Consider the following 25,813-nt stretch of genomic DNA (forward strand, 5'->3'; position numbering starts at 1 on the left):
GAGGGGACCCTAGGCGCAGGAGCAGGAACGGCAGCGTCGGGTGCGGAACCGGGCGCGTGGATCGCCGACGGTATTGCATCGGACAGCAGCGGCGTCGACTCCGCCGGCTCACCCGACGGGACCCCCGAGACAGGAACGGCAGCCCCAGGCACGGCGCCCTGCACGTCGATCACCGGCGGTATTGCATCGGACAGCAGCGGCGTCGACTCCGCCGGCCCGCCCGACGGGAGCCCCGAGACAGGAATGGCAGCCTCAGGCGCGGCGCCCTGCACGTCGATCACCGGCGGTATCGCATCGGACAGCAGCGGCGTCGACTCCGCCCGCCCGACCGACGGGACCCCCGAGACAGGAACGGCAGCCTCAGGCGCGGCGCCCGACGGCTGCTCCGACGGTGGCGTCGCGTCGGATCGCGGCGGCGAGGGTGTTTCTCCCCCAGAAGCCAACGCCCCCGCACCCGCGCCCCCGTCGTGCTGCGCTCCCGGCGTCTGCGCGTCCTCGGACATGCGTAGGGTCCCCCTCCGTCGTACGTTCCGTCATGCTACGGCCCGAACCTGTACCAGGTGGGCCGCCGCCTACGATGATCCCTGAACCACCGATCAGCCGATCACCCGCGTCCCACCTACCGCGTTGCAGGGACGCCGTTCCGGGGAGGAACCCTTGACCGACCACCACACCCCACGCGATGCCGCCCGTCATCCGCACGCCTTCATCGCCGGACTGCCCAAGGCCGAACTGCATGTGCACCACGTCGGCTCAGCCTCCCCCCGTATCGTGTCCACGCTGGCCGCCCGTCATCCCGACTCCAAGGTGCCGACCGACCCCGAAGCCCTCGCGGACTACTTCACCTTCACGGACTTCGCCCACTTCATCGAGGTGTATCTGTCCGTCGTCGACCTCATCCGCACCCCGGAGGACGTACGGCTGCTGACGTTCGAGGTCGCGCGGGACATGGCCCGGCAGCAGGTCCGGTACGCCGAGCTGACCATCACCCCGTTCTCCTCCACCCGCCGTGGCATCGACGAGCGCGCCTTCATGGACGCGATCGAGGACGCCCGCAAGGCGGCGGAGGCCGAGCTCGGTGTCGTACTGCGCTGGTGCTTCGACATTCCCGGCGAGGCGGGGCTCGAAGCCGCCGAGGAAACGGTACGGCTGGCCACCGATGACCGGCTGCGCCCCGAGGGGCTGGTCTCCTTCGGGCTCGGCGGGCCCGAGATCGGCGTACCGCGACCGCAGTTCAAGCCGTACTTCGACCGTGCGATCGCGGCCGGCCTGCACTCCGTGCCGCACGCGGGCGAGACGACCGGCCCGGAGACGGTCTGGGACGCGCTGAACGACCTGCGCGCCGAACGCATCGGACACGGCACCAGCTCCGTCCAGGACCCGAAGCTGCTCGCGCACCTCGCCGAGCACCGGATCGCCCTGGAGGTCTGCCCGACCTCCAACATCGCGACCCGCGCGGTCCGCACGCTCGACGAGCACCCCATCAAGGAGTTCACCAGGGCCGGGGTCCTGGTGACCATCAACTCGGACGACCCGCCGATGTTCGGCACCGACCTGAACAACGAGTACGCGGTCGCCGCCCGCCTCCTCGACCTCGACGAACTCGGTCTCGCCGCGCTCGCCAAGAACGCCGTCGAGGCGTCGTTCCTCGACGCGCCAGGCAAGGTGAAGCTCGCCGAGGAGATCGACACGTACGCCTCGGCGTGGCTCACGCCCTGACCCGCGCCACAATGAGGCCATGCGCACCGTGACTGCCGTGGCTCATCGCGGCGACCCCTACCGCGTCCGCGAGAACACGATCGACTCGCTGCGTTCCGCGCTCCAACTGGGCGCGGACGCGGTCGAGATCGACGTACGACTCACCCGTGACGGTGTCCCCGTCCTCCTGCACGACTCGACGCTGAAGCGGCTCTGGGAGCATGACCGGCCGCTCGCCTCGCTCTCCTCGGACGAGGTGCGCGGGCTGACGGGTGGCGGGGTGCCGACGCTGGCGGACGCGTTGGCCGCGACCGGCGACGGCCGGATCATGGTCGACCTGCCGGACTCGCCCGACGCCGGGGCGGTACGCCGGATCATGGGCGTCATCCGCGACTGCGGGGCGGAGGAGCGGGTGTACTACTGCGCCGGCGCCGCATCCATGCTTGCCGTGCGCGCCGCCGACTCCGCCGCGGAGATCGCGCTCACCTGGACGTCGTTGGCTCCCCCGCGGCCCGCCCTACTCGACGCGGTGCGCCCCCGCTGGCTCAACTACCGCTTCAGCCTGATCGACCGCGACCTGGCGGCGCGCGTCCACCGCGACGGATATCTGCTGTCGGTCTGGACGCCCGACACCCGGCGCTCGATGCGCCGCCTCCTCGACATCGGCGTCGACTCGATCACGACGAACCGCATCGACACGTTGTGCGCCCTGCGCAAGGGGTAGGGGCCCCGCCCCTCCTCTCCGCGCAACTTCCCAGGGGCCAATTCCGGACACAACTCGATGACTCAGAATTAATGAAGGGATGAGCCCAGTCTCATCCGACCGCATCGGCGCGGGCGCAAACCGGGGCGCGCCAAAAGGAACTTGGTACAACCATTCCTTTCCCTTGGGCGGACCATGTACAGAGCAACTCCTTTCCCTAAAAGGGGAGTTGGCCGGCATTCAGGCGGCGAAGAGGTCTCGGGTCGGCAAGACTTCATTCATCGCAGCGAGCGACTTACCGCCACTCGCTGCGAGGCACCCGATACCGGCGCGCCGGCCTGCGGGCCGGTGCGCCGCCAAAGAACGGAGAACACCATGGGCCTGCTCGGTGAAAAGTACGGATTCAGCCCGGAGGAGACCATTCTGGCCGCCAGCGAGACCAAGGCGCTTGCCGAGCTCGCCGACGAGACGGCGGACGGAGTAGAGGACGTCGAGAACGCCTGACGTCTCCGCCCGGTAGCAGTCGAATGAACACCGCGGCCCGGGACTTTCCTCCGGGCCGCGGTTTCGTCTCCGTTTCCGAACGAGGAGAGAATCCGCATGGGAAAGAGCTCTTCCATTTCTGCTGCCGAGCGACAGTGCGGCGAACGCGCCCTCGCCCTCGCCGAGGCTTTCGACGCCGGCATGCGCGCTGTCTCCGGCCTGGGCCTGACCGCTCGCCTTGAGGCCGTCACCGACGCGGATCCGGGGGCGTGGCTCTGCACCCTGCACCGCGGAGAGGACATAGCGCACGGCGCCTTGGGCATGGGCAAGGGCCACACTGAAGCCTCCCGCGTGGGCGCCGTCTTCGAGGCGCTGGAACACCACCTCAGCGGAGTCGACCGACTGACGGCGGACGACCTGACGCTGCGCTCGGCGTACGAAGTGGCGACCGGAGAAGCGGCGCGGGACAAGGCGGTCGCCCTGCTGGCCGAGGGACCGGACGAGCCGCTGGCATGCCTGTCGTACGACGCGCTGACAGGCGGCCCGGGCGTCTGGATACCGCTGTTCCTCTCGGTACCCGACTACCTGGAGGACCACTCCGCCGCCCTGCGCACCGCGGTCGGCGACGACTACCCCTATGTCTCAGTGGGGCGGTACTCCGTGAACAGCGGGTGGGCAGGAGGCTCCGACGTCACGGAAGCATCCGTACACGGACTGAACGAGATCATCGAACGCGACGCCCTCTCCCTCTTGCTGGTGGACCAGTTCCTCTCCCGTCGGCCCGGGCCCCTGCGTGTGGTCGACCCCGCGACGCTGCCGCAGGACCTGGCCGAGTTGCTCGCAGCCGCGGAGGCGATGACCGGACAGCGCGTCTGGATCATCGACATGACGACGGACGTGGAAGTACCCGCGTACACGGCCTACGTACAGCCCACGCCGGGCGAGCCGTCCCACGTCCGGGGCTGCGGCGCGTCCCTGTCCCGCAGTTACGCGATCGAACGGTCGCTCACCGAACTGATCCAGCAGTACCTGGGCGCACCCCTGAGGGACCGTCTCGCCGACCAGTTGCCCACACGGCGAATCAAGACAGGCGGCCATCCCCGGCTGCACGCCTGCTACCTCGCGGACTTCGCCGAGCCGCTGAGGGAACGGGCCGAGTACGTCGCGTTCCAGGACACCGAGGCTCCCGGTTCACCGCAAGGGCACCTGGACCACCTGCTGGACGTACTGACCCAGCGAGGCTGCGCTGTCTACCGCCGGGAGCAGTACGTGACCGACGACCTTGCCGTGGTGAACCTCTTTGTGCCCGGCATGGAGCGCTTCGCCATCGTCACGGACGGCAACCTCGTCCTCCCCGGCGAGCGCGGCACCGCCCTGCTCCACGACACTCAGGCCGCCCGCTGACCGCGCGACGCGGCTGTGGTGCCGTAGGGGTGATCCCTGACAACACCCTTGTCCAGTAAGGGAGTTGCTCAGGGTCCGCACCAGGGACAGGACCCTTCCCAGAGAGGATCCGGGCGGGCGGGGACGGCCAGAGGATGATCTCAAACGCCCCCGCCCACCAGGAGCAGCCCATGCGTGCACGCACCGTCACAGCTATCGCCGCCACCCTCGTCCTGGGGCTGGCGGCGGGCCCGTTGGCCGTCCCCGCGTTCGCGTCCCCCGTCGGGGTCACCCGGTCCACCGCCGCGGGCCCGGACGCCGACGCCCTGGCCGCCGCGCTCGCCGGGCTGCCGAACGACGACGCGACGGCCGCGCTCGTACGGGTCGGGGGCACCGACGGGAGCTGGCGCGGGAGTGCCGGGGTGCACGATCTCGCAAGCGGCTCGGCGGCGGACCCGGACGGGCTGTTCAGAGCCGGTTCGACGACGAAGGTGGTCACGGCGGCCGTCGTGCTCCAGCTCGTGGCGGAGGGTGACGTGGACCTCGGTCTGCCCGCCCGGCACTATCTGCCGGACCTGATCCCGTCCTCGTACAAGCGCGTGACCGTGCGTCAACTCCTCAACCACACCAGCGGAATTCCGGCGCCCGACTTCCCGGGCGACACCTTCGAGGAGGCGTACGCCCACCGTTTCGACATCCACACGGCCCGCGAGATGGTCGCCTCGGCCACCGCGAAGAAGCCCGAGTTCGCGCCGGGCACCGCGCAGCACTACCTCAACATCGGCTACACCGTCCTCGAGGTGCTGATCGAGCGGGTCACGGGGCACTCCTACGATCAGGAGGCGGCCCGCAGGATCTTCGGCCCGCTGGGGATGCGGAACACGTACTTCCCGGGCACCGACCCGGAGATCAGGGGGCCGCACAATCACGGCTATCAGGCCGTGCCGCGCGCTGACGGGACGACGGAGTTGCGCGATGTCACGGTGTGGGGTGCCACGGACGCCGGGGCTGCGGGGGCCATGATCTCCACGACGGCGGATCTGGAGCGGTTCCTGAAGGCCCTGTTCCGTGGACAGGTGGTGCCGCAGCGGCAGTTGAGGGAGATGTTCACGGTTCCGGCCGGCATTCCCGGGGCCACGATGAGCGCGGGGCTCGAGCGGTATGTCGCCGAGGACGGCACGGAGTTGTGGCTGAAGTCGGGCGGCCGCTGGGGCTACAACACGATCATCGCCGCCACCCGCGACCTGTCCCGGACCCTCGTCTACTCCGTCAACTCGACCGACGCGAAGGGGCAGGGGATGAATGCCGTCGCCGAGCGCATCGTGCGGGCGACGTTCACGCTGTGACGGCGGCCGCCGTCGGAGGTGCGACGGCGGTGAGCGCTTCCAGGCGCTTGATCTTTCTGCGTACCGCGTACAGCGGGATCACGCCGATGATCCCGAACGACATGTCGATGACCGTCCACCACACGGGGATTCCCCTGATCGGTCCGCAGATCAGCGCGAGCGGGATGATCCCGGCGCAGGCGATCATGCCGAACTCGACGACCCAGATGTTGCGTACGGGGTCGCGGTAGGGCCCGTAGAAGGCGACGGCGATCACCAGATGCGCGAACGCCAGCCAGTCCGTGCCGTACAGCACGAAGGGGTACTCCGCGTCGGTGGCGTCGAGCCCCCGGCGTACCCGCTCGATCCAGTCCATCAGCCCGGGGAGGTGGTCGGGCACGGACAGTGCCCTCAACACGTCCTCGGTCCAGTGCAGTTCGTGTACCAGGGGGAAGGCCGTGGCCCCGCTGAGCACCAGGCAGACGACGAAGAGGACCAACCACGCGCGGATGCCCTTCAGAAGGGCGGATCTGTCGCTCATGGCATGAGCGTACGCCTGGAGTTGAACACGTTCAAAACTGACCCTCTCGTGTCCTGCCTCACCACGCGTCCCAGTGCAGCACCTCCTCGCGGGAGACCCTGCGGGCCGGGCGGAAGTCGGTGCCGAGGGTGTACGCGACCGGGATCAGGGCCGCCTGCATGACCTCGCCGTACGGGATCCCGAGGATGCGGGCCGCTGCACGCGACCGCGGCGGGGAAGGTACTGCTGGCGTACGGACACGGCGCGCCTGCCACCGTCGTACGCCACACCCCGTACACCCTGACCGCGCCCGGCCCCCTCCGCGCCCAGTTGGCGCGGATCCGTGAGACCGGTCTGGCCGGAGCTCACGAGGAGTACCGGCTCGGTGAACTCTCCCTGGCCGCCCCGGTGTCACGCGCCGGTCTCACCGTGGCCGCGGTCGCTGTGACCACCGGAACCGCCGCCCCGCAGGATCGGCTCGCTCCCGCCGTACGGGAGGCAGCGGCCGCCATCGGCCGGGCACTCGACGCGCCTCCGGGTGCGGCGGCGCGACTGTAGTCACCCCTGCGGGGCCGCTTGTGTGGGCTCCGCCGTGCCCGGACGCGTCGACGCCTCGGTGGCCGGCTCGGGCGGTGTCTCCGACGGCGCGCGGGTCGGGGTGCTGCGGCTGGTGATCGAGGCCCCCTTGCTGGGGCGGGGGTCGAGGGGGTTGGGCTTCGCCGACGGGGTGGGCGCCGATGAGGGGCTGCTGGTGGCCGGAGGAGCGGACGTGGCGGGGGCGGTGGTCGCGGGCAGCGGGCTGGTCGCCGGGGGCGGGGCCAGGGGGACCGTCGGGGACACGGAGGGCTCGGGGGCCGCCAGGAGGACGGGCAGGGCGATGACGGCGGCGACCGCGCACGACAGGCCGACTCCGGCCGCGGCGCGGAGCAGCCTGCGGCGGGCCGCACCGCGGCGGATCGCCTCGTAGCGGCCGGGGGGCGGGCCGAGGTACTCGGAGGAGGGCCGCAGGATGATGGCGAGCGGGTCGTCGGGGTCGGAGTCCGGACCGTGGTCAGAGTGAGTGATCAAGGCTTCTCCTCAGGTGGGCTCGCAGCAGTTCTCGGGCCGCGTGGAGGTCGGCCTTGATGGTTCCTTCCTTGCGCCCGGTCAGCACGGAAACCTCCCGGATCGGCATGTCAGCGTAGTAGTGCAGCAGGATCGGGACGCGCAGTCGTTCCGGCAGGGACTGCACGAGCAGGCGTACCGAGGGGTCGGCCTGTTCGATCCCCGGGCGGACGGCGGCTTCGACCGTCGCACGGCGCACGGCTCTGCGTTCGCGCTCGGTCTTGCGCCAGTGGTCCCGGACGAGGTTGGCCGCGGTGACGTAGAGGAACCCGCGGGGCTCCTCGACCGACGTCCAGCGTGCCCAGAGCCGGGTGAACGCCTCCGAGGCGATCTCGTGGGCCGTCTCGTCGTCGTCGACCAGGCGACGGCACCAGCCGGCCAGGCGCGGGTAGAGGGCGGCGAACAGCTCGGACGCTGCCTTCTCGCGGGACCGTTTCAACGCTCTCCATGGTCGTGTTGCACTCGTGGGGGAAGGATCCCGGGCCGCCGCTGTCGTACGGGCAACGGCGGCCCGGGGTCCGTGTTCAAGGGGCGCGGGTCAGGGACTTGTGTCGCTCAGCGCCGCGAAGACGATCACGTTGTCGAGGTAGCCGTCATCGGTGAGCGTCCCGCCGCAGGTGATGAGGCGCAGTTCCGGACGGCCCACGTCACCGTAGACGTCGTCCGTCGGGAAGTCCGCCTTGGCGACCGTCCGTATCGACGTGACGCCGAACACCGCCGCTGTGCCGTTCTCCAGGCGCGCCACGATCCTGTCTCCCCGGTGCAGGCCGGCGAGATGGCGGAAGACGCCGTCCCCGTAGTCGCCGACCGTGACATGGCCGAGGATCACCGACGGGCCGGTCTGGCCCGGCGTCGGGGAGTGCCGGTACCAGCCCGCCTGGTCGTGCGCCGTGATCGGCGGGACCTGCACGGTGCCGTCCGCGGCCAACCCGAGCCGCATGACCGGGGTGTCGACCTCGATGGCCGGGATCTGCAGCCTGACCGGCACCGAGGACGCGAGAGCGTGCGTCGCCTGCGCGGAGGACCGCGAGGACGGCGAGGTGCTCCCACTCGTGCTCGGGCGCGCGGTCGTGGGCTGTCCCCCGGCCCCACCGCCACCGCCACCGCCGCAGCTCACGAGCAACGAGGCCAGCGCCGCGGTGGTGAACGCGCGCCTGGAGGGCGAGGTCATGCCCCGGTCGCCTGCCGACGCCGTACGAGATAGAACGCCGCGCCGCCCGCCGCGAAGACCGCGGCCGCGCTCCCGCCGATAAGCGCGCCGTCGGTGCCGGACTGTGTCGTCGCCACACCGGTGTCGGGCGCTCCCTTCGGTACCTCGGCGACCTCGGCCGGGGCGGGCGCGCTGCTCGGTTCGGCGCTCTGGGCAGGGGCCTTGGTCGGTTCGCCGCTCGGGACCGGAGTCGGGGACACGCTCTCGGCAGCGCGGGTGGGGACCGGGCTCGGGGACGTCCCGTCGGCGAACGCGGGCACCGTGCTCGCCAGCACGGCGGTGCACGCGAGTGCCATGGCGCTGAGGACAGTTCGGCGCATGAATCGCTCTCTTTCGTCGGCCCGCCCGCGCTCTTGACCGGCGGGCTGGGTGGTACGGATCGAGAGAAGAGACGAGGCAGCGGTGGAGTGCGTTGTAAAGAGCTGGCAAAGCCGGTTGGCGGACTGCCGAACCGGGGGCCCACGTTGCTCGCCGTACACACGGCCGGCGAGCGACGTGGGGCGTCGCATCGAACGACTGACGTGAGATCAACTGGCGGCGGCCGCCCGGTGTGGAATCAGCCGGCGGCAGCTACCCGACCGGAGATCAGCCGGTAGCGGCGGTGAGGTCGTACAGCGTCGTCGTGCCCACGGTCTGCGGGGTGAAGGTCGTCGTCACCCAGGAGGAGATCTGCGATCCGGTGGTGTCGGTGCCGTCGCGGCTGAAGCCGCCGCCACTGTCCTCGTCGCCCTGGGCCACGAAATAGTGGATCTTCCCGTCGGCGACGTACTGCTTGAACTGCGCCAGGGTCGGCGCCGGGTCTCCGCCGCTGAAGCCGCCGATGGGCATGACCGGTTCGCCGACGGCGAGTTGCAGCCAGGTCTGATTGTCCGAGGCGACGGTCGCGGCCACCCAGGTGTACGCCGAGGCGTCCTCGGCCAGCGTGGCCCGCAGTTGGGGCGTGACCGCGTCGACGCTCCCCAGCCTGCTGCCGCTGCCACCCTTCGCCGTACCGGATGGTGCGTCTTGCCCGGCGGTCTGCTGCCCGCTTTGTGCTGCCCCGCTTTGGGGTGCGCCTGCGCCAGGGGGTCCGCCGTGTCCCTGCGCGTCGGCTGCCGAGGCGGGGCCGGCGAGTGGGGTCTGACCGGTGTGGGCCGTGGTGACCGTGGCCCACGTGTAGGAGGCGGGTCCGGCCAGTACGGCTGCCAGCGCGAGCCCCGTCGCCCCGAGGGCCAGGCGCCGCGGGAGAAGGCGTGCGAGCGCGATCCCGGCTGCGGCCAGCAGCCCTACGACCAGTACCGGCCAGCGCAGTTGGGAGGACCAGCCTTCGGCGCGGCCGAGCAGGACGAACGCCCATCCCGCCGTTGCCGCGACCGTCACCGCCAGGGCCGCCGCCGCAACCCGGCCACGCAGGCGCCAGAGGAGGACCGTGCCCATGGCGACAAGCGCGGCGATGTACGGAGCCAGCGCGACGGTGTAGTACTCGTGGAAGATCCCGGACATGAAACTGAAGGTCACCGCGGTGCATACGAGGGCGCCGCCCCAGGCCAGAAAGCCCGCACGGTGCAGGTCCGTTCGGGCGGCCCTGCGGGTGATCACCAGCGCGGCCACCAGAAGGATCAGGGCCGCGGGCAGGAGCCAGGAGATCTGGCTGCCCAGCGCGCTGTCGAACATCCGGGTGATGCCGCCGGCCTCGTCCCTGCCTCCGGCGCCTCCACCGCCGCTCGGCATGCTGCCCGATGGGGAACCGCCGCCCTTGTCCTCACCGGTGATGCGACCCAGTCCGTTGTAGCCGAGGGTCAGGTCGAGAAAGCTGTTGTTGGTGGAACCGCCCACGTAGGGGCGGGAGTCGGCGGGCCACAGTTCGACGACGGCCACCCACCAGCCGCTGCTGACCACGATCGCGGCCCCGGCCAGCAGGACATGGCCGATCCGCTTGCCCAGCGGCAGGGCCGCGCAGACCAGGTAGACCACCGTCAGCGCGGGCAGGATCAGCCACGCCTGCAAGGTCTTTACCAGGAAGGCGAGACCGAAGCAGACCCCGGTGAGCACCATCCAGCGGACGGCCCGGTTTCCTTCCAGGGCGCGCTGGAAGCAGTACAGCGCGCACACCATGAGCAGGGTCAGCAGCGCGTCGGGGTTGTTGAAGCGGAACATCAGGGCCGCGACCGGAGTCAGCGCCAGCAGCGCTCCGGCCAGCAGACCGGCGGCCGGTCCGTACAGTCGCCGCACCGCCGCGTACAGCACGCCGACAGTGGCGACGCCCATCAGCGCCTCGGGAGCGAGGATCTGCCAGGACCCGAGTCCGAAGAGGCGCACGGAGACGTCTATGGGCCACAGCGCGACCGGTGGCTTGTCCACGGTGATCGAGTTCCCCGCGTCCGAGGCCCCGAAGAAGGCGGCTTTCCAGCTCTCACCGCCCGCTTGGGCGGCCGCCGCGTAGAACTCGTTCCCGAAGCCCGACGCCCCCAGATCCCAGAGGAAGGCCACCGCCGCGACGCACAACAGCGCCCAGAAGGCGGGCCGTTCCCATGACGGACTGGCTACGCGGCCGACTTCCTCAGCCGTCCGAGGTGGCAACGGTCCCTCAAGAACAGAGGGGTTGAGCGTGGTCATGTGTCTCCTTGTGGGGGTGGACGTCGGGATGTGGGAGCGCCTCCTCGGCCTGGCCGTGGAGTCCCCTCCGGCCCGGCCGGCACCCTGCCCGGCAGGCCTCTCACCCTGCCCGGCAGGCCTCTCACCCTGCCCGGCAGACCTCTCAGCCCGCTCTCAGCTCAGCGGCCGGGGCCAGTTGCCCGAGCGCGTCCTTCCAGGGCCGTGGACCATCGCTGACCAGGAAGGAGAGCGCGTCACCGGCGCCGCCGCCGGCCTGGAGCCCTGCTCCGCGCTCACCCCCAGAGCACGTACATCTCAGGCGAATCTCAGAATCGGCCGGTAGTGATGTCCCGGTGACTCCAAGCCCTGCCGACCCCGCGGCCACGGCGCCGCCACTGGTCCGCCCCGACGGCACACGTGTCCGGGTTCTCGTGGTCGACGACGAGCCGGACCTCACCGAGGTGTTGTGCGGCGCGTTGGCCTACGAGGGCTACGACGCACGCTTCGCCGCCGACCGGGCTACCGCGGTGCGGACCACGGCCGAGTTCCGGCCGGACGCGGTGATCCTCGACGTGATGCTCCCCGACGCCGACGGATTCACGGTGCTGCGTGAGATCCGCGCCGAACTGCCCCTGGTCTGCGTGCTGTTCCTCACCGCGCGGGACGCGGTCGAGGACCGGGTCGCCGGGATCCGGGCGGGCGGCGACGACTACGTCACCAAGCCGTTCAGCCTGGACGAGGTCACCGCCCGGCTGCACGGCCTGCTGCGGCGGGCGGGAATGGCCCGCCGGAGTGCGGGGGAGACCGCGCTGACCGTCGGCGATCTGGTACTCGACGAGGACGCCCACGAAGTCACCCGCGACGGTGAGGTCATCGCCCTCTCCCCCACCGAGTACGCCCTCCTGCGGCTGCTGATGCAGCATCCGCGCCAGGTGCTCAGCAAGACGCTGATCCTCGAACGGATCTGGTCCTACGACTACGGCCACCACGCACACGTGGTCGAGCTGTACATCTCGTATCTGCGCAAGAAGGTGGACGCCGGCCGACCGCCGATGATCCATACCGTGCGCGGTGTCGGCTACGTCCTCAAACCCACCTCGTCATGAAGGCGGCGACGCGCTCCCGGCTGAACCGGCTGCGTCCCCGAACGCTCCTCCCCCGAACGCTGCGCCCTCGCATGCTGCACCTCCGCGCGCTCCTCCCCCGCACCCTGCGCGCCAAGCTCACCTGTGGCCTGGTCGTCCTGCTCGCGCTGAGCTGCGCGACCGTCGGTCTGACGAGCGTGTTCGCCCTGCGCAGCTACCTCACCAGCCAACTCGACCATCAACTCGCCGACTCCGGCTGCCTCTTCCCCTCCACGCTGCGACAACTCACGGAACAGCGGACAGTCGGGGACAACGACCAAGGACGCACGATGGTCGACAGGAGCGCCGACACACGGGGGCAGGCGATCGGCACCTTCGGCGCACGGCTGACCGACGCGAGGATCAGCGACGCCGCCGTCGTCCGGGCCAACCGGCGCACCTGGGTCACCCTCGACGCGGCCGACGAAGCGACACTCAACGGCATCCCCACCGACGGAAGCGCCCACAGCGTCACTCTCTCGACCCTCGGCGACTACCGCGTCTACGCCTGCGCGGGCAAGGACGACGACATCCTGGTCAGCGGCCTGCCGCTGGCGCCCCTCCAGAACACGGTGAAGCGCCTGGCCATGGCCTCCTCCGTGGTCTTCGGCGGAGCGCTGGTGATCACCGGAGTCGCCGGTGCCCTGTGGGTACGCCGGTCGCTGCGCCCCCTGCGCCGGGTCGCGGACACCGCTGCGGCCGTCGCCGCCCTAAAGCTGGACAGCGGCGCGGTCACCCTGCCGGGACCGACGGCGGCGGGCGATCCGCACAGCGAGGCGGGCCAGGTGGCCGCCGCCCTCGACCGCATGCTCGGCCACGTCCAGGAGGCCCTGGCCAAACGCCACACCAGTGAGGAACGGTTGCGCAGCTTCGCCGCCGACGCCAGCCATGAACTGCGCACCCCGGTCGCCTCGATCCGCGGCCACGCCGAACTCGCCCTGCGCCACCCCGGCCCGGTGCCCGCCAAGGTGGAGCGGGCCCTCGACCGGGTGGCGGCCGAGGCGGCACGTATGAGTGCGATGGTCGACGACCTGCTGCTGCTCGCCCGCCTCGACGCCGGTCGCCCCCTGCGGCGTGAACCGGTCGACGTGACCCGGCTGGTCATCGACTGCACGGACGACGCCCGGGCGGCGAGCCCCGGCCACAGCTGGGTCCTGGACCTGCCCGAGACGCCGGTCACCGTCACCGGCGACTGCGACCGCCTGGCGCAGGTGCTGACGAACCTCCTGGCCAATGCCCGTCTGCACACCCCGGCCGGCACCCTGGTGACCGTCCGGGTGGACCAACACGACCCGGACCACTGCATCTTGACCGTCACGGACAACGGCCCCGGAATCACCCCGGAGCTCCGGCAGACGCTCTTCGAGCGCTTCACCCGCGCCGACCGCCGCCACCCGGGCAACCCGGGCGCCGGGAACGGCGGTGCCGGAGCCGGTCTCGGCCTGTCCATCGCGGCGGCCATCGTGGAGGCCCACGACGGCACTCTGACCTTCCAGAGCGTCCCGGGTTCGACGGTGTTCACCGTGCTGCTGCCTGAGAAGCCCGCTCACGATGCCACTGTCTGAGAATCCCGTTCACGGTGCCACTGCTTGAGAAGCCCGTTCACGGCGCCACTGCCTGAGATTCCCCTTTAAAAGCGGCTGGAGACCCGGTATTCGCCCTGACCTGAGAGGGAACTGAGAGGTCCGCTCGGGAAGGTGAGCGCAGACCAACGTCAGCTCCCGAGGAGCCCCATGAGCAGACTCCAAAGCCCTACCGACCTGTCGACCGACAAGGCGACCGGCACGGCGACCGGCACAGCGACCGACCTGTCGACCGGCATGGCGACCGGCCTGCCTGCCCGGCACGTCCACGTGGAACACGTCATGGGCACCGTGGTCTCCATCGACCTGCGCAACTGCCGCAGGGAGGACGCCACTTCGGGTACGGACAGGGTGGTGCGCTGGCTGCATGAAGTCGACGCCCTCTTCAGTACCTACCGGCCGGACAGCGCCATCTCCCTTATCGGGCGCGGGGAGTTGTCGCCCGGGCACGCGAACGCCGAGGTGGCGTGGGTGCTGGAGAGATGCGAGGAACTGCGCCGGGAAACAGCCGGATACTTCGACGTATGGGCGACGGGGTCCCTGGATCCGTCCGCCCTGGTGAAGGGCTGGTCGGTGCAGCGGGCCGCCGACGCGCTGGTGGCCTGGGGCATCACCGACTTCTGCCTGACGGCCGGCGGCGACGTCGTGAGCCGCGGCAGCCGCGGGGCCGGACTGCCCTGGCGGATCGGGATCCAGCACCCGAGCGACCGCGGAGCCCTGGTCGCGGTGGTGCACGCCACCGGCCTCGCGGTGGCGACCTCGGGAACGTACGAGCGCGGCGAGCACATCGTCGACCCTCACACCCGCTCCCACCCCACCGGGCTGCTGTCCGTCACCGTGTGCGGCCCCGACCTTGGCACCGCCGACGCCTACGCGACCGCCGCCTTCGCCATGGGTCGCGAGGCCGCCGACTGGACGCTGGGCCTCGACGGATACGAGGCCATGACGGTGCTGGACGACGAACGCGTGTATCTCACTCCGGGCTTCCCTCTTGCCGACAGAGCCGAGGAGTCACCATGACCGCTCCCCGTATCTCCCGGCAGCCCCCGCCCAAGCCTCCGGTCCGCCCCCGCAACTGGCCCCCGCCATCGGCTCCTCCTTCGTCACGGCGCCCCGGGCGGATACGCCGCACGCTGCCCGCACCCCGCCGCCCGCTCGTCGTCGACGCGCTGGCCGCCGCCACCGGTCTCGGCCTCGGCATCTCGCTCGCGCTGGGTATCGGCGCCCAGACCGTCAGCGCGCTGGCCACTCCGGGCGGTGTCGCCACGGCACTCGGCCGCATCACCGGAATGCTCAGCGGATACGCGATGGTCATCACCGTGCTGCTCTCGGCACGCATCCCGCCGCTGGAACGCGCCCTGGGCCAGGACCGGTTGATCGTCTGGCACCGGCGGATCGCACCCTGGGGTCTCTACCTGCTTCTTGCGCACGCCGTGCTGATCACCGTCGGATACGCGCGCGCGGCGAAGACGGGAATCCTGGCGGAGATCGGCCAACTGCTCTGGACCTACTCGGGCATCCTGTCGGCCACCGCCGGAAGCGCCCTGCTGCTGGCCGCCGGGGTCACCTCATACCGGCGGGCACGACGCCGGATGAAGTACGAGACCTGGTGGGCCGTCCACCTCTACACCTACCTGGGCCTGGGCCTCTCGTTCGTCCACCAGGTCGACACCGGTGCGCCGTTCGTGGGGCACTTGCCGGCCACGGCCTGGTGGACCTCGCTGTGGGTGGGCGCGCTGATCGTCGTACTCACCTTCCGGGTGGGGCTCCCGCTGTGGCGGTCCGTACGGCACGACCTGCGTGTCGCCCAGGTGTCCGCCGTAGGACCCAACACCTGGTCCATCGTGCTCAGCGGGCGGCAGCTGGAGCGGCTGCCCACGGCCGGCGGACAGTTCATGATGTGGCGCTTCCTGCGCCGTGAGCTGTGGTGGCAGGCCCACCCCTACTCACTGTCGGCCACTCCTCAAGGGGATCATCTCCGCATCACGGTCAAGGAGTTGGGCGACCACAGCACGGCCCTGTCCCGGCTCACCCCGGGAACCCGGGTGGCGTTCGAAGGCCCCTACGGGGTCTTCACCGCCGACGCACGCCAGTCCCGGAACGTCCTGCTCGTCGGCGCCGGCGTGGGTACGACACCCATCCGCGCCCTCCTCGACGACCTGCCCCGGGACACCCACGTCGTCGTCCTGCTGCGCGGCAGGCGCTCCGAAGACATCGCGCACCTGGACGAGTTCGAGCGTCTGGTCGGCAAACGCCGTGGCCTGCTGCACGCGCTGACCGGGCCGCGGGAGGCGGTTCATCTGAACGCGGCGGCCCTGCACACCCTCGTCCCCGACATCGCCGGCCGGGACGTCTTCGTCTGCGGCCCCGACGAGTTCACCCGTACGGTCATCGCCGCCGCCCGTGGCGCCGGGGTGCCCGAACTCCACATCCACCACGAGGCGTTCGCGTTCTGACGTACCGACCGCCCGGCAGCGGCGGCGGCAGCCTCGGCCATCTCTGGAGAACCCCATGCGACGTGCCCCGATCGTCCTGGTCGCGACCGTTGTCGGCACCACCGGCGTGCTGATGTTCAAGCCGCACGAGGTCGTCCCGACCGTCGCGTCATCCTCTTCGTCCTCCTCGACGGCAGGTCAGGACGCGACCGTCTCGACGAGCGGCTCCACCACCACCGCAACCGGCGCCGTCATCAGCACCCAGTTCGGCAACACCCAGGTTCAAGTCACCATCGAGGCCGGGAAGATCACCGACGTCGAACCGCTCCAGATACCCGGCAACGAACCGCAGTCGGTGCAGATCAGCAACGGCGCGGTGCCGACCCTGCGGGAGAGCGCGCTGTCCAAGCAGAGCGCCGCGATCGACTCGGTCAGCGGCGCGACCATCACCAGCCAGAGCTATGCCGCATCCCTCCAGTCCGCCCTCGACAAGGCCGGTTTCACAGCCGCCGACGGCTCCACCGCACCCACCACGGCGCCCACCGAATCCGAGGAGCGCGGGCACGGCGGCGGATTCGGAGGAGGCGGCGGCTTCGACGGCTAGGCGGTCCCGGTGACTCGAGTCCTGTCCGATGGCCAGACGGTCCCCGTGACTTGATCCTGCCCGATCGCCAGACGGTTCCCATGACCCATGAGCAATGACCAATGAGCAATGACCTGATTCCGGTCCGATAGATGGACGGCCCCGTGACCTGATTCGTGCCCTGCCCGCACCCACTTCCCCGGCACAGGCAACCCACAGGACCCCATTCGCTTCCTTACGAGGCGTGAGGGGCTCCCGGGACGGACGGGACGCCCTCGCCCCAAGTGCGAGGAGGGACCCTTGAACCGAACCCGGCGAATAGGTGTCACCGCCGTGGCCGTGCTCGCGGCCCTGGCGGGCTTACCGGGCCTGGCCCAGGCTCAACAGTCGCCCCAGGCAAAGCCGTTGACGGCAGACGCGGACAGCGGACTGCCGCCCGGCTGGCGCGTCACCGGGGATGGCGGCACGCGTGAACTGGTCTGGCGGTCGGACAGACCCGTGCCCGCGGGTGACGCCCGTGTCGAGTTCCACGCGGACGGCCGGCTGCTCGGCGTACCGAAACCGGCCAAGGACGGCCGCACGTTCCGGCTCGCCGTCAACCGGGCCACGCCACTCGATGACCTCCAAGTCCTGGCGAGCGGACGCCGGTTGGACGCGCCCGCCGACAGCACCGACAAGAAGGCGACGACCTCCGCAGCGGCCGTCCAGCCCCCGGCTCAACTCCCGGCGAACTCCGTGGACCCCGGCAAGCCGGGCTCTTACTCCACGGTCACCGGCGAGTACGACCTCGCCCCGGTGAAGCTGCCCGGGCTGGCCGCGCCTGTCGAGATGGAGGCCGTCGTCGTCGCGCCCAAGGGCGCCACCGGCAAGCGGCCCCTCGCGCTCTTCCTGCACGGCCGCCACCCCACCTGCTACAAGCCGGGCGGGACCGAGGACGACTGGGACATGGAGTGGCCCTGCGCGGCCGGCACGGAGCCGATCCCCAGCCACAAGGGCTATCTGCAGGACCAGAGACTGCTTGCCTCCCAGGGCTATGTGACGGTGTCGATCTCCGCGAACGGCATCAACGGCCAGGACGGGGAAGCCGAGGACGGCGGTGCCCAGGCGCGCTCCTCGCTGGTACGACAGCACCTCGCCAAGTGGGCCGGCTGGGCCGCCAGGCCGGCCACCGCCCCGGCGGGCGTGCCCGGCGCGACGAAGGCCGACCTGTCCAAGGTCCTGCTCGTCGGCCACTCACGCGGCGGCGAGGGCGTCAACCGAGCCGCCCTGGACAGCCTCTACCTGCCGCCCGCCGCACAGGACGGCTACAAGGGCCCCGTGCGCTGGAAGATCCGCGGGACCGTCCTCATCGGACCGACGATCTTCGGCCAGAACCCGGTCGCCGACGTGCCGTCCACGACGATCCTCCCCGGCTGCGACGGCGACGTCTCCGACCTCCAGGGCGAGGTGTACGTCGACGGGACGCGCGGGGTCAGCCAGGGCAGCGCCCTGCACAGCGCCGTCTACGTGGTCGGCGCCAACCACAATTTCTTCAACACCGAGTGGACACCGGGCAAGGCCGCGGCACCCTCCTGGGACGACTTCTGGGAGTTCCCGGACGAGGAGCCCGACGCGGTGTGCTCCCCGGGCACCAGCACCCGGCTGACCTCCGACCAGCAGCACCGGGCGGGCTCCACCTACATCGCCGCCGCGGCCCGGCTGTTCGTCGCCGACGACGACCGGGTGCGCCCGTTGCTCGACGGCACGGGCCGACGCGCCCCGTCCGCAGACCCGGCCCGCGTGCTGACCCACGCGGTCGGCGCCCGCCGTACGGGCGGCTTCCTGCCCGACGCCCCGGTGAAGGTGACCGGTGGCAGGCTGTGCGCGGCGCTCGATCCCGACCCGGCGGTGGCCTGTCTGCCCCCGGACGCCGAGGGTTCCTCGCCGCACTTCCCGTGGTGGTTCACGACCAAGGAGGCCGGCCGCGGCGCGGTCGCACTGAAGTGGTCGGCGCCGGGCACCGCGACCAGGATCTCCCCCGCCGCTCCGGTGTCACTCTCCGGTGCCAAGAGCCTGGCGCTGCGCGTGTTCGTGCCTCCGAACACCACCGGCACCAAGCTCGACGTGACCGTCACCGACTCTTCCGGCCGCCGGGCCAAGCTCGGCCAGGTCCGGGTCGACGGACTGCCGGGCAGCGTGCGTACCGCCTCGTACTGGGCACGCGAACTGCGCGTCCCGCTGACCGCGGCCACCCGTGCCGGACTCGACCTCAAGCACATCAAGTCCCTTGAGCTGACACCGCGTTCGGGGTCCGGACAGGCCTGGCTGATGGACGCCTGGGGCTGGGCTCCCGGCACCCCGACGGTCAGGGCCGCGGCGCTGCCGCGCGTCGACATCGGCCGGCTCACCGTCAAGGAGGGAGACTCCGGCACCCGGACCTACCACGTCCCGGTGCAGGTCTCCGGGCACGGCAGCGGCAAGGTCCGTATCGCCGTCGTCGACCCCGACACCCGGGAGTCCACGAGCAAGGTGGTCACGGTGAGGGCCGGCGGCAACGCCGTCGACGTGCCCATCGGGGTGAAGGGCGACACGCGCTTCAACTATGACGAGCAGTACGACGTCCTCGCGAAGGCCGTACGCGGCGCCGTCATCGGCTCCTACCGGGGCGGGGTCACCGCCCAGAACGACGACCCGGAGCCCACGGTCAGCCTGAGTCCCGTCAAGGACCAGGGGACCGAGGGGGACACGCTGACCTGGCGGCTCACCCTCTCCGAGCCCGCCGAGGTGGACCTCTGGCAGCCGGTCCTGGCGTTCCCGGTCACGGCGGGCGCCGAACTGTCCACCAAGGACGTGGACCCGCAGTGGCTGATGGACCTCGTCGGTGAACTCCCCGACCCGGAGCGCCCCCTCTCCCAGGTGCTCCAGTGGGTGTACGCGACCGTCCCCGCCGGAACCACCGGCACCGACTTCACCGTACCGACGGTGAAGGACCAGCTGACCGAGCCGGCCGAGTCGGTACGCCTCGCGGTGACCGACTACGAGGGCGTGCCGCTGCCCGGCAGCCCCGTGGTCACGGGCACGGTGGTGGACGCGCCGTAGACGGACAAGGTGAGCAATGCCCCCTGCGTACGTCCGCAGGGGGCATTGCTGTCACCCGGTCACCCACCCCCCAGCCCACTACCTACAGCCCCGCGATCGCGTTCCACCGCTTCGCGAACTCCGTACGTTCCGAGGACTCGATATCGCGTGCGATCGCGAGCCGCTTGCGCATGCCGGCGTCAGGGAAGATCAGCGGGTCCTCGGCGAGGGCGGCGGTGTCCTCGTCCTTGGAGGAGGCGAGGACGTCCTGGGCGGCGGGGACGGGGCAGACGTAGTTGACCCAGGTGGCCAGTTCGGCGGCGACCTCGGGCTGGTAGTAGTAGTCGACGAGCTTCTCCGCGTTGGCCTTGTGACGGGCCAGGTTGGGGATCATCAGGGACTCGGCCCACAGTTCGGCGCCCTCCTCGGGGACGACGAAACGGATGTCGGGGTCGTCGGCCTGGAGCTGGATCACGTCTCCGGAGTACGCCTGGCAGGCGAGGACGTCGCCGCTGGAGAGGTCCTTGATGTAGTCGTTGCCGGTGAAGCGCCGGATCTGGCCGTTGTGCACGTACTTCTCGACCTGGTCACAGACCTGGTGGAAGTCGTCGGCCGTCCATCCGGTGATGTCGACGCCGTTGCCCTGCATCAGCAGCGCGAACGCCTCGTCGAGGCCGGAGAGGAGGGTGACCCGGCCCCTTGAGGTCGTCCGCCCACAGGTCGGAGACGTGCCTGATCTCGCGGCCGACCGTGCGGCGGTTGTACGCGATGCCGGTGATCCCCGACTGCCATGGCACGGTGGATCTGCGGCCGGGGTCGAAGGCGGGCGAACGCAGCAGCGGGTCAAGGTACTTGGTGACGTTCGGCTGCTTGGCGCGGTCCATCTCCTGGACCCAGCCGAGGCGGACGAAGCGTGCGCACATCCAGTCGCTGATGACGATCAGGTCGCGGCCGGTCTGCTGATGGTTCATCAGGGACGGGCTGATCTTCCCGAAGAACTCGTCGTTGTCGTTGATCTCCTCGACGTAGTCGACAGAGATCCCGGTGCTCTTCTCGAAGGCGTCCAGTGTCGGCCGCCTCGTCGTGTTCTCGTCGTCCGTGTCGATGTAGAGCGGCCAGTTCGCCCACGTCAGCCGCTTGTCGCGGGCGGAGAGGTCGGCACCGGCCCGGTCGCCCGGCGACACGTACGCGGCGGGCACCCCGCACCCCGCCAGGGCACCGAGCGCCGCGCCACCGCCGAGGGCGCGCAGCAGGGACCGGCGGGGCAGGGTCGAGGTCTTCCGGTTCACGGGCACCCGGGCAGCATCCCGCCCTCGGCTCGGCCGGGACAATGGACGCTGCGTCGAGCGCTCGGGCGCCGAACCGACACCCTGTCGATCACTTCGTACGGCCGACCGCGACCGGCAGCTGAGCGGGCACACCCGGCGGAAACCCGACCCGCACGCTCAGCCCGCCCTCCGGGCGCGACCAAGCCTCGACCGTGCCGCCGTGCGCGGCGACGACGGCCGCGACGATCGACAGGCCGAGGCCAAGACCGTCGCGCTTGCCGACACGTTCGGCGCCGAGGCGGCGGAACGGCTGGAAGAGCCCGGACATCTGGCCGGGCGGGATCACCGGACCGCTGTTGGCAATCCGCAGGACCGGGCGCCCGCCGTCGAGCCCGGTCCACACACGGACCCAGCTCTCCTCGCCGTCGGGGTGGTTGTGCCGTACGGCGTTGTCGGCGAGGTTGACGACCAGGCGCTCGATCAGCTGCGGATCCCCGAGTACGGGGGCACGGCCGAGGTCGGTCTCCACCCGCGGCCCGCCCTCGGGCAGCCGCGCCCGTACGACCTCCGCGAGGTCGACGAACTCCCGCCGCTGAAGCCCCCGCTGGCTGCGCGCAAGGGTCAGCAGCGTCTCGATCAGCCGCTCCTGCTCCCGCCCCGCGGCGCGCACCCGCAGGCACGCGGCCCGCAGACTCTCCACGGAGGCATCCGGATCGTCGAGCGCGACATCCACGATGGCCTGCTGGAGGGTAAGTGCGCACCGCTTCTGAAGGAGGCCGGCATCACCCTTCCGGCCGCACCCGGCAGCCTGCCGGGTATCCCCGACCTGCCCGGCCGCCCGGGCCAGCCCGAAAAGGGCAGAAGCGAGCGCATCGAACCCGGCGACCCCGAGGGCCTCCCCTCGCTCACCCACGCGGTCAAGAACGCCTGACCTTCGCGGAGGGGGGAAGAACGCGGCCCCGGACGGATCAACTCCCGTCCGGGGCCGCGCACTTGATGCGTCCCTGCTACGCGTCCAGCGACGTCATCACGTGCTTGATCCGCGTGTAGTCGTCGAACCCGTACGCCGAAAGGTCCTTGCCGTAACCGGACTTCTTGAAGCCGCCGTGCGGCATCTCGGCGACCAGCGGGATGTGGGTGTTGATCCACACGCAGCCGAAGTCGAGGGCCTTCGACAGCCGCATCGCCCGCCCGTGGTCCTTCGTCCAGACCGAGGAGGCGAGGGCGAACTCGACGCCGTTGGCCCACTCGATGGCCTGCGCCTCGTCCGTGAAGGACTGGACGGTGATGACCGGGCCGAAGACCTCGTTCTGGATGATCTCGTCGTCCTGCTTCAGGCCCGACACTACGGTCGGCGCGTAGAAGAAGCCGACCTCGCCGACCCGGTGGCCGCCCGCCTCGACCTTGGCGTGGGCGGGCAGGCGCTCGATGAAGCCGCAGACCTGCTTGAGCTGGTTCGGGTTGTTCAGCGGGCCGTACAGCACGTCCTCGTCGTCCGGCTGCCCGGTCTTCGTGTCGGCGGCGGCCTTGGCGAGCGCGGTCACGAACTCGTCGTGGATGGCCTCCTGGACCAGCACGCGTGTGGCGGCCGTACAGTCCTGGCCCGCGTTGAAGAAGCCCGCCACCGAGATGTCCTCGACGGCCTTGGCGATGTCGGTGTCCTCGAAGACGACCACAGGAGCCTTGCCGCCCAGCTCCAGGTGGACCCGCTTGAGGTCCTTGGACGCCGACTCGGCGACCGACATGCCCGCGCGCACGGAGCCCGTGATGGAGGCCATCGCCGGGGTGTGGTGCTCGACCATCAGCCGGCCGGTGTCACGGTCGCCGGTGACGACGTTGAAGACGCCCTTGGGCAGGATCGAGCCGATGATGTCGGCGATCAGGACGGTGGAGGCGGGAGTCGTGTCCGAGGGCTTGAGGACGACGGTGTTGCCGGCCGCGAGCGCGGGGGCGAACTTCCACACCGCCATCATCATGGGGTAGTTCCAGGGCGCGACCTGCGCGCAGACCCCGATGGGCTCGCGGCGGACGATGGAGGTCAGGCCCTCCATGTACTCGCCGGCGCTGCGCCCCTCCAGCATCCGGGCGGCGCCCGCGAAGAAGCGGATCTGGTCGACCATCGGCGGGATCTCCTCGGACCGGGTCAGCCCGATCGGCTTGCCGGTGTTCTCCACCTCGGCCGCGATCAGCTCCTCGGCCCGCTCCTCGAAAGCGTCCGCGATCTTGAGGAGCGCCCGCTGGCGCTCGGACGGGGTCTGGTCGCGCCAGGCCGGGAAGGCCGCGGCGGCGGCCGCCATCGCGGCGTCCACGTCCGCCTGGCCGGACAGCGGCGCCGTCGCGTACGCAGCGCCGGTCACGGGGTTGATGACCTCGGTGGTCCGCCCGTCGGCGGCGTCCCGGAACTCACCATCGATGTAGTTGCGCAGACGACGCAGCTCGGTGCTCACTGCCGGCCCTCCAGGTTCGGGTGTCCATTGACTTCAGATGACTGCGGACATCCATGACCTCAGGTGACGGTGACGTCGGGATGTCCATTCACTGAGACACCCACCCTAATCCGTGCGCCCACGTTTTCAACACCCCCGATCGCCCCAGAACTGCGAAATCCGCAACACTCACACCTCTAAACAACGAATTTCATCGCATCGGCCTTGCGGATCCGTCGAGACGTCGTGCACAGTGAAGCCGTGGCCAGTCGAAGCGCAGACCCCAGGGACTCCCGCGAGTCCAGGAACGGCAGTCCCTCGTTGGACACCGTCTCCCTCGCCATCATCGAGCAGCTCCAGCAGGACGGACGCCGTCCGTACGCCGCGATCGGCAAGGCCGTCGGCCTCTCCGAGGCGGCCGTGCGTCAGCGCGTCCAGAAGCTGCTCGACCAGGGCGTGATGCAGATCGTCGCCGTCACGGACCCGCTCACCGTGGGTTTCCGCAGGCAGGCGATGGTGGGCATCAACGTGGAGGGTGATCTGGAGCCGGTGGCCGACGCCCTGACCGCGATGCCGGAAGTCGAGTACGTGGTGATGACCGCGGGCTCGTTCGACCTCCTCGTAGAAGTCGTCTGCGAGGACGACGACCACCTGCTGGACGTCATCAACAAACGCATCCGGGCCCTCCCCGGCGTGCGCTCCACCGAGAGCTTCGTTTACCTGAAGCTCAAGAAACAGACCTACATGTGGGGAACCCGATAACCGTGAGCACCAAGGACCTCAGCAAGACCGCGTACGACCACCTGTGGATGCACTTCACCCGCATGTCCTCGTACGAGAACGCGCCCGTTCCCACCATCGTGCGTGGTGAGGGCACCTACATCTACGACGACAAGGGCAAGCGCTACCTCGACGGTCTCGCGGGCCTGTTCGTGGTCCAGGCGGGCCACGGCCGCACGGAGCTCGCGGAGACGGCGTTCAAGCAGGCGCAGGAGCTGGCCTTCTTCCCGATCTGGTCCTACGCCCACCCCAAGGCCGTCGAACTCGCCGAGCGCCTCGCGCACTACGCGCCGGGCGACCTGAACAAGGTGTTCTTCTCCACCGGCGGCGGCGAGGCCGTCGAGACCGCGTGGAAGCTGGCGAAGCAGTACCACAAGCTCACCGGCAACCACACGAAGTACAAGGTCATCTCGCGCGCGGTCGCCTACCACGGCACCCCGCAGGGCGCCCTGTCCATCACCGGCCTGCCGGCCCTGAAGGCCCCCTTCGAGCCGCTGGTCCCCGGCGCGCACAAGGTCCCGAACACCAACATCTACCGCGCCCCGATCCACGGCGACGACCCGGTCGCCTTCGGCCGCTGGGCCGCCGACCAGATCGAGCAGGAGATCCTCTTCGAGGGCCCGGAGACCGTCGCCGCGGTCTTCCTGGAGCCGGTGCAGAACGCGGGCGGCTGCTTCCCGCCGCCCCCCGGCTACTTCCAGCGCGTGCGCGAGATCTGCGACAAGTACAACGTCCTGCTCGTGTCCGACGAGGTCATCTGCGCCTTCGGCCGCCTCGGCACGATGTTCGCCTGCGACAAGTTCGACTACATCCCGGACATCATCACCTGCGCCAAGGGCATGACCTCGGGCTACTCCCCGATCGGCGCCACCGTCATCTCCGACCGCATCGCCGAGCCCTTCTACAAGGGCGACAACACCTTCCTGCACGGCTACACCTTCGGCGGCCACCCCGTCTCCGCGGCCGTCGCGCTCAGCAACCTCGACATCTTCGAGCGCGAGGGCCTCAACCAGCACGTGCTGGACAACGAGGCGAACTTCCTGCAGACCCTGCAGAAGCTGCACGACCTGCCGATCGTCGGCGACGTCCGCGGCAACGGCTTCTTCTACGGCATCGAACTGGTGAAGGACAAGGCCACCAAGGAGACCTTCACGGACGAGGAGTCGGAGCGCGTGCTCTACGGCTTCGTTTCCAAGAAGCTCTTCGAGTACGGCCTCTACTGCCGCGCCGACGACCGCGGTGACCCGGTCATCCAGCTGTCGCCGCCGCTGATCTCCGACCAGTCGACCTTCGACGAGATCGAGGGGATCGTCCGTCAGGTACTGACGGAGGCGTGGACGAAGCTGTAGACGCCGCGGAACTGATCAGCTGATCAACATCGGCCCCGGTGCCGCCCGTTCGAGTGAGAATGGGCCGCCCGGGGCCGCGTGCTGTCCGGCCTCCCGGCCCCGACTCCCTAGCGTGCCCAGTGACCGATCGGCCTTGCCTTCGTTCCCCCGACCGGGGGACCGAGCGAGCTCGGGGAAGTGCGGACGCACTCCTCCGAAGCCGCTCAGG

General features: G+C 70.4%; 22 protein-coding genes and 1 pseudogene. 14 read left to right on the plus strand and 9 right to left on the minus strand.

The genetic code is table 11. The annotated features are described in order from the left end of the window. Window positions 1–627 precede the first annotated feature (627 nt). The 5 genes from ACFVKT_RS14515 (at window position 628) to ACFVKT_RS14535 (ending at window position 5,613) form a co-directional block, all read left to right on the plus strand. Window positions 628–1,719 carry an adenosine deaminase gene (locus tag ACFVKT_RS14515; protein ID WP_385731229.1) on the plus strand — a complete coding sequence of 364 codons (1,092 nt, stop codon included), beginning with the start codon at window positions 628–630 and terminating at the stop codon, window positions 1,717–1,719. Between the two features lie 19 nt (window positions 1,720–1,738). Beyond that, window positions 1,739–2,422 (plus strand): glycerophosphodiester phosphodiesterase, encoded by a 684-nt coding sequence (locus ACFVKT_RS14520; RefSeq protein WP_385731231.1) that lies wholly within the window; start codon window positions 1,739–1,741, stop codon window positions 2,420–2,422. Between the two features lie 327 nt (window positions 2,423–2,749). Then, window positions 2,750–2,905: a hypothetical protein gene (locus ACFVKT_RS14525; protein WP_385731233.1), complete on the plus strand. Its 156-nt coding sequence runs from the start codon at window positions 2,750–2,752 to the stop codon at window positions 2,903–2,905. 96 nt (window positions 2,906–3,001) lie between these two features. Beyond that, the gene (locus tag ACFVKT_RS14530) at window positions 3,002–4,288 is read left to right on the plus strand and encodes a YcaO-like family protein (protein ID WP_385731235.1); all 1,287 of its coding nucleotides are present in this window, start codon (window positions 3,002–3,004) and stop codon (window positions 4,286–4,288) included. A gap of 170 nt (window positions 4,289–4,458) precedes the next feature. Continuing rightward, window positions 4,459–5,613 carry a serine hydrolase domain-containing protein gene (locus ACFVKT_RS14535; protein ID WP_385731237.1) on the plus strand — a complete coding sequence of 385 codons (1,155 nt, stop codon included), beginning with the start codon at window positions 4,459–4,461 and terminating at the stop codon, window positions 5,611–5,613. On the opposite strand, the gene ACFVKT_RS14540 is transcribed toward ACFVKT_RS14535, so the two are convergent. Further along, entirely contained in the window at window positions 5,603–6,133 is a 531-nt protein-coding gene (locus ACFVKT_RS14540; protein WP_385731239.1) for a hypothetical protein, read from the minus strand. The genes ACFVKT_RS14535 and ACFVKT_RS14540 overlap by 11 nt on opposite strands. A 225-nt stretch (window positions 6,134–6,358) precedes the next feature. Between ACFVKT_RS14540 and ACFVKT_RS14545 the strand changes: the two genes are divergently transcribed. Next, on the plus strand, window positions 6,359–6,670 hold the full coding sequence (locus tag ACFVKT_RS14545; protein WP_385732101.1) for an IclR family transcriptional regulator C-terminal domain-containing protein: 312 nt from the start codon (window positions 6,359–6,361) through the stop codon (window positions 6,668–6,670). Here the strand turns inward: ACFVKT_RS14545 and ACFVKT_RS14550 are convergent, their stop codons facing one another. The 5 genes from ACFVKT_RS14550 to ACFVKT_RS14570 all read right to left on the minus strand — a co-directional run bounded on the left by ACFVKT_RS14550 (window position 6,671) and on the right by ACFVKT_RS14570 (window position 11,021). Further along, entirely contained in the window at window positions 6,671–7,180 is a 510-nt protein-coding gene (locus ACFVKT_RS14550; protein ID WP_385731242.1) for a hypothetical protein, read from the minus strand. Further along, window positions 7,164–7,655, minus strand: a complete 492-nt coding sequence (locus ACFVKT_RS14555) for an RNA polymerase sigma factor (protein WP_385731244.1) — start codon at window positions 7,653–7,655, stop codon at window positions 7,164–7,166. The genes ACFVKT_RS14550 and ACFVKT_RS14555 overlap by 17 nt, the downstream gene beginning before the upstream one ends. Before the next feature lie 99 nt (window positions 7,656–7,754). Then, window positions 7,755–8,387 carry a class F sortase gene (locus tag ACFVKT_RS14560; RefSeq protein ID WP_385731246.1) on the minus strand — a complete coding sequence of 211 codons (633 nt, stop codon included), beginning with the start codon at window positions 8,385–8,387 and terminating at the stop codon, window positions 7,755–7,757. Next, window positions 8,384–8,746: a sortase-dependent protein gene (locus ACFVKT_RS14565; protein WP_385731248.1), complete on the minus strand. Its 363-nt coding sequence runs from the start codon at window positions 8,744–8,746 to the stop codon at window positions 8,384–8,386. The genes ACFVKT_RS14560 and ACFVKT_RS14565 overlap by 4 nt, the downstream gene beginning before the upstream one ends. 265 nt (window positions 8,747–9,011) lie before the next feature. Then, a complete protein-coding gene (locus tag ACFVKT_RS14570) occupies window positions 9,012–11,021 on the minus strand; it encodes an ArnT family glycosyltransferase (protein ID WP_385731250.1) in 2,010 nt (669 codons plus the stop codon). 332 nt (window positions 11,022–11,353) lie between these two features. On the opposite strand from ACFVKT_RS14570, the gene ACFVKT_RS14575 reads away from it, so the two are divergent. From ACFVKT_RS14575 to ACFVKT_RS14600, 6 genes are all read left to right on the plus strand, one after another. Further along, entirely contained in the window at window positions 11,354–12,106 is a 753-nt protein-coding gene (locus tag ACFVKT_RS14575; RefSeq protein ID WP_385731252.1) for a response regulator transcription factor, read from the plus strand. Window positions 12,107–12,177: 71 nt separating this feature from the next. Then, window positions 12,178–13,689 (plus strand): sensor histidine kinase, encoded by a 1,512-nt coding sequence (locus tag ACFVKT_RS14580; protein WP_385731254.1) that lies wholly within the window; start codon window positions 12,178–12,180, stop codon window positions 13,687–13,689. A 168-nt stretch (window positions 13,690–13,857) separates the two neighbouring features. Then, window positions 13,858–14,727 carry an FAD:protein FMN transferase gene (locus ACFVKT_RS14585; RefSeq protein WP_385731256.1) on the plus strand — a complete coding sequence of 290 codons (870 nt, stop codon included), beginning with the start codon at window positions 13,858–13,860 and terminating at the stop codon, window positions 14,725–14,727. Further along, window positions 14,724–16,163: a ferric reductase-like transmembrane domain-containing protein gene (locus ACFVKT_RS14590; RefSeq protein WP_385731258.1), complete on the plus strand. Its 1,440-nt coding sequence runs from the start codon at window positions 14,724–14,726 to the stop codon at window positions 16,161–16,163. Before ACFVKT_RS14585 ends, ACFVKT_RS14590 begins: the two co-directional genes overlap by 4 nt. Before the next feature lie 55 nt (window positions 16,164–16,218). Beyond that, window positions 16,219–16,746: an FMN-binding protein gene (locus ACFVKT_RS14595; protein ID WP_385731260.1), complete on the plus strand. Its 528-nt coding sequence runs from the start codon at window positions 16,219–16,221 to the stop codon at window positions 16,744–16,746. Between the two features lie 279 nt (window positions 16,747–17,025). Then, a complete protein-coding gene (locus tag ACFVKT_RS14600; protein WP_385731262.1) occupies window positions 17,026–19,803 on the plus strand; it encodes a hypothetical protein in 2,778 nt (925 codons plus the stop codon). An 82-nt stretch (window positions 19,804–19,885) separates the two neighbouring features. Here the strand turns inward: ACFVKT_RS14600 and ACFVKT_RS14605 are convergent. The 3 genes and pseudogenes from ACFVKT_RS14605 to ACFVKT_RS14615 all read right to left on the minus strand — a co-directional run bounded on the left by ACFVKT_RS14605 (window position 19,886) and on the right by ACFVKT_RS14615 (window position 23,497). Next, window positions 19,886–21,077 (minus strand): annotated as a pseudogene (locus ACFVKT_RS14605) (PotD/PotF family extracellular solute-binding protein). An 82-nt stretch (window positions 21,078–21,159) separates the two neighbouring features. Continuing rightward, window positions 21,160–21,963, minus strand: coding sequence for a sensor histidine kinase (locus ACFVKT_RS14610; protein WP_385731264.1), 804 nt, complete (start codon window positions 21,961–21,963; stop codon window positions 21,160–21,162). A 94-nt stretch (window positions 21,964–22,057) separates the two neighbouring features. Further along, on the minus strand, window positions 22,058–23,497 hold the full coding sequence (locus tag ACFVKT_RS14615) for a gamma-aminobutyraldehyde dehydrogenase (RefSeq protein ID WP_385731267.1): 1,440 nt from the start codon (window positions 23,495–23,497) through the stop codon (window positions 22,058–22,060). Between the two features lie 225 nt (window positions 23,498–23,722). Here ACFVKT_RS14615 and ACFVKT_RS14620 point away from each other — a divergent pair, with 225 nt between their 5' ends. Both ACFVKT_RS14620 and ACFVKT_RS14625 read left to right on the plus strand, forming a co-directional pair. Then, the gene (locus tag ACFVKT_RS14620) at window positions 23,723–24,238 is read left to right on the plus strand and encodes an Lrp/AsnC family transcriptional regulator (protein ID WP_384468262.1); all 516 of its coding nucleotides are present in this window, start codon (window positions 23,723–23,725) and stop codon (window positions 24,236–24,238) included. Then, window positions 24,223–25,605 (plus strand): aspartate aminotransferase family protein, encoded by a 1,383-nt coding sequence (locus ACFVKT_RS14625; protein WP_385731269.1) that lies wholly within the window; start codon window positions 24,223–24,225, stop codon window positions 25,603–25,605. The genes ACFVKT_RS14620 and ACFVKT_RS14625 overlap by 16 nt, the downstream gene beginning before the upstream one ends. The last annotated feature ends 208 nt before the right edge of the window (window positions 25,606–25,813 follow it).

The sequence above is a fragment of the Streptomyces sp. NPDC127595 genome (assembly GCF_042671685.1).
Taxonomy (GTDB): domain Bacteria; phylum Actinomycetota; class Actinomycetes; order Streptomycetales; family Streptomycetaceae; genus Streptomyces.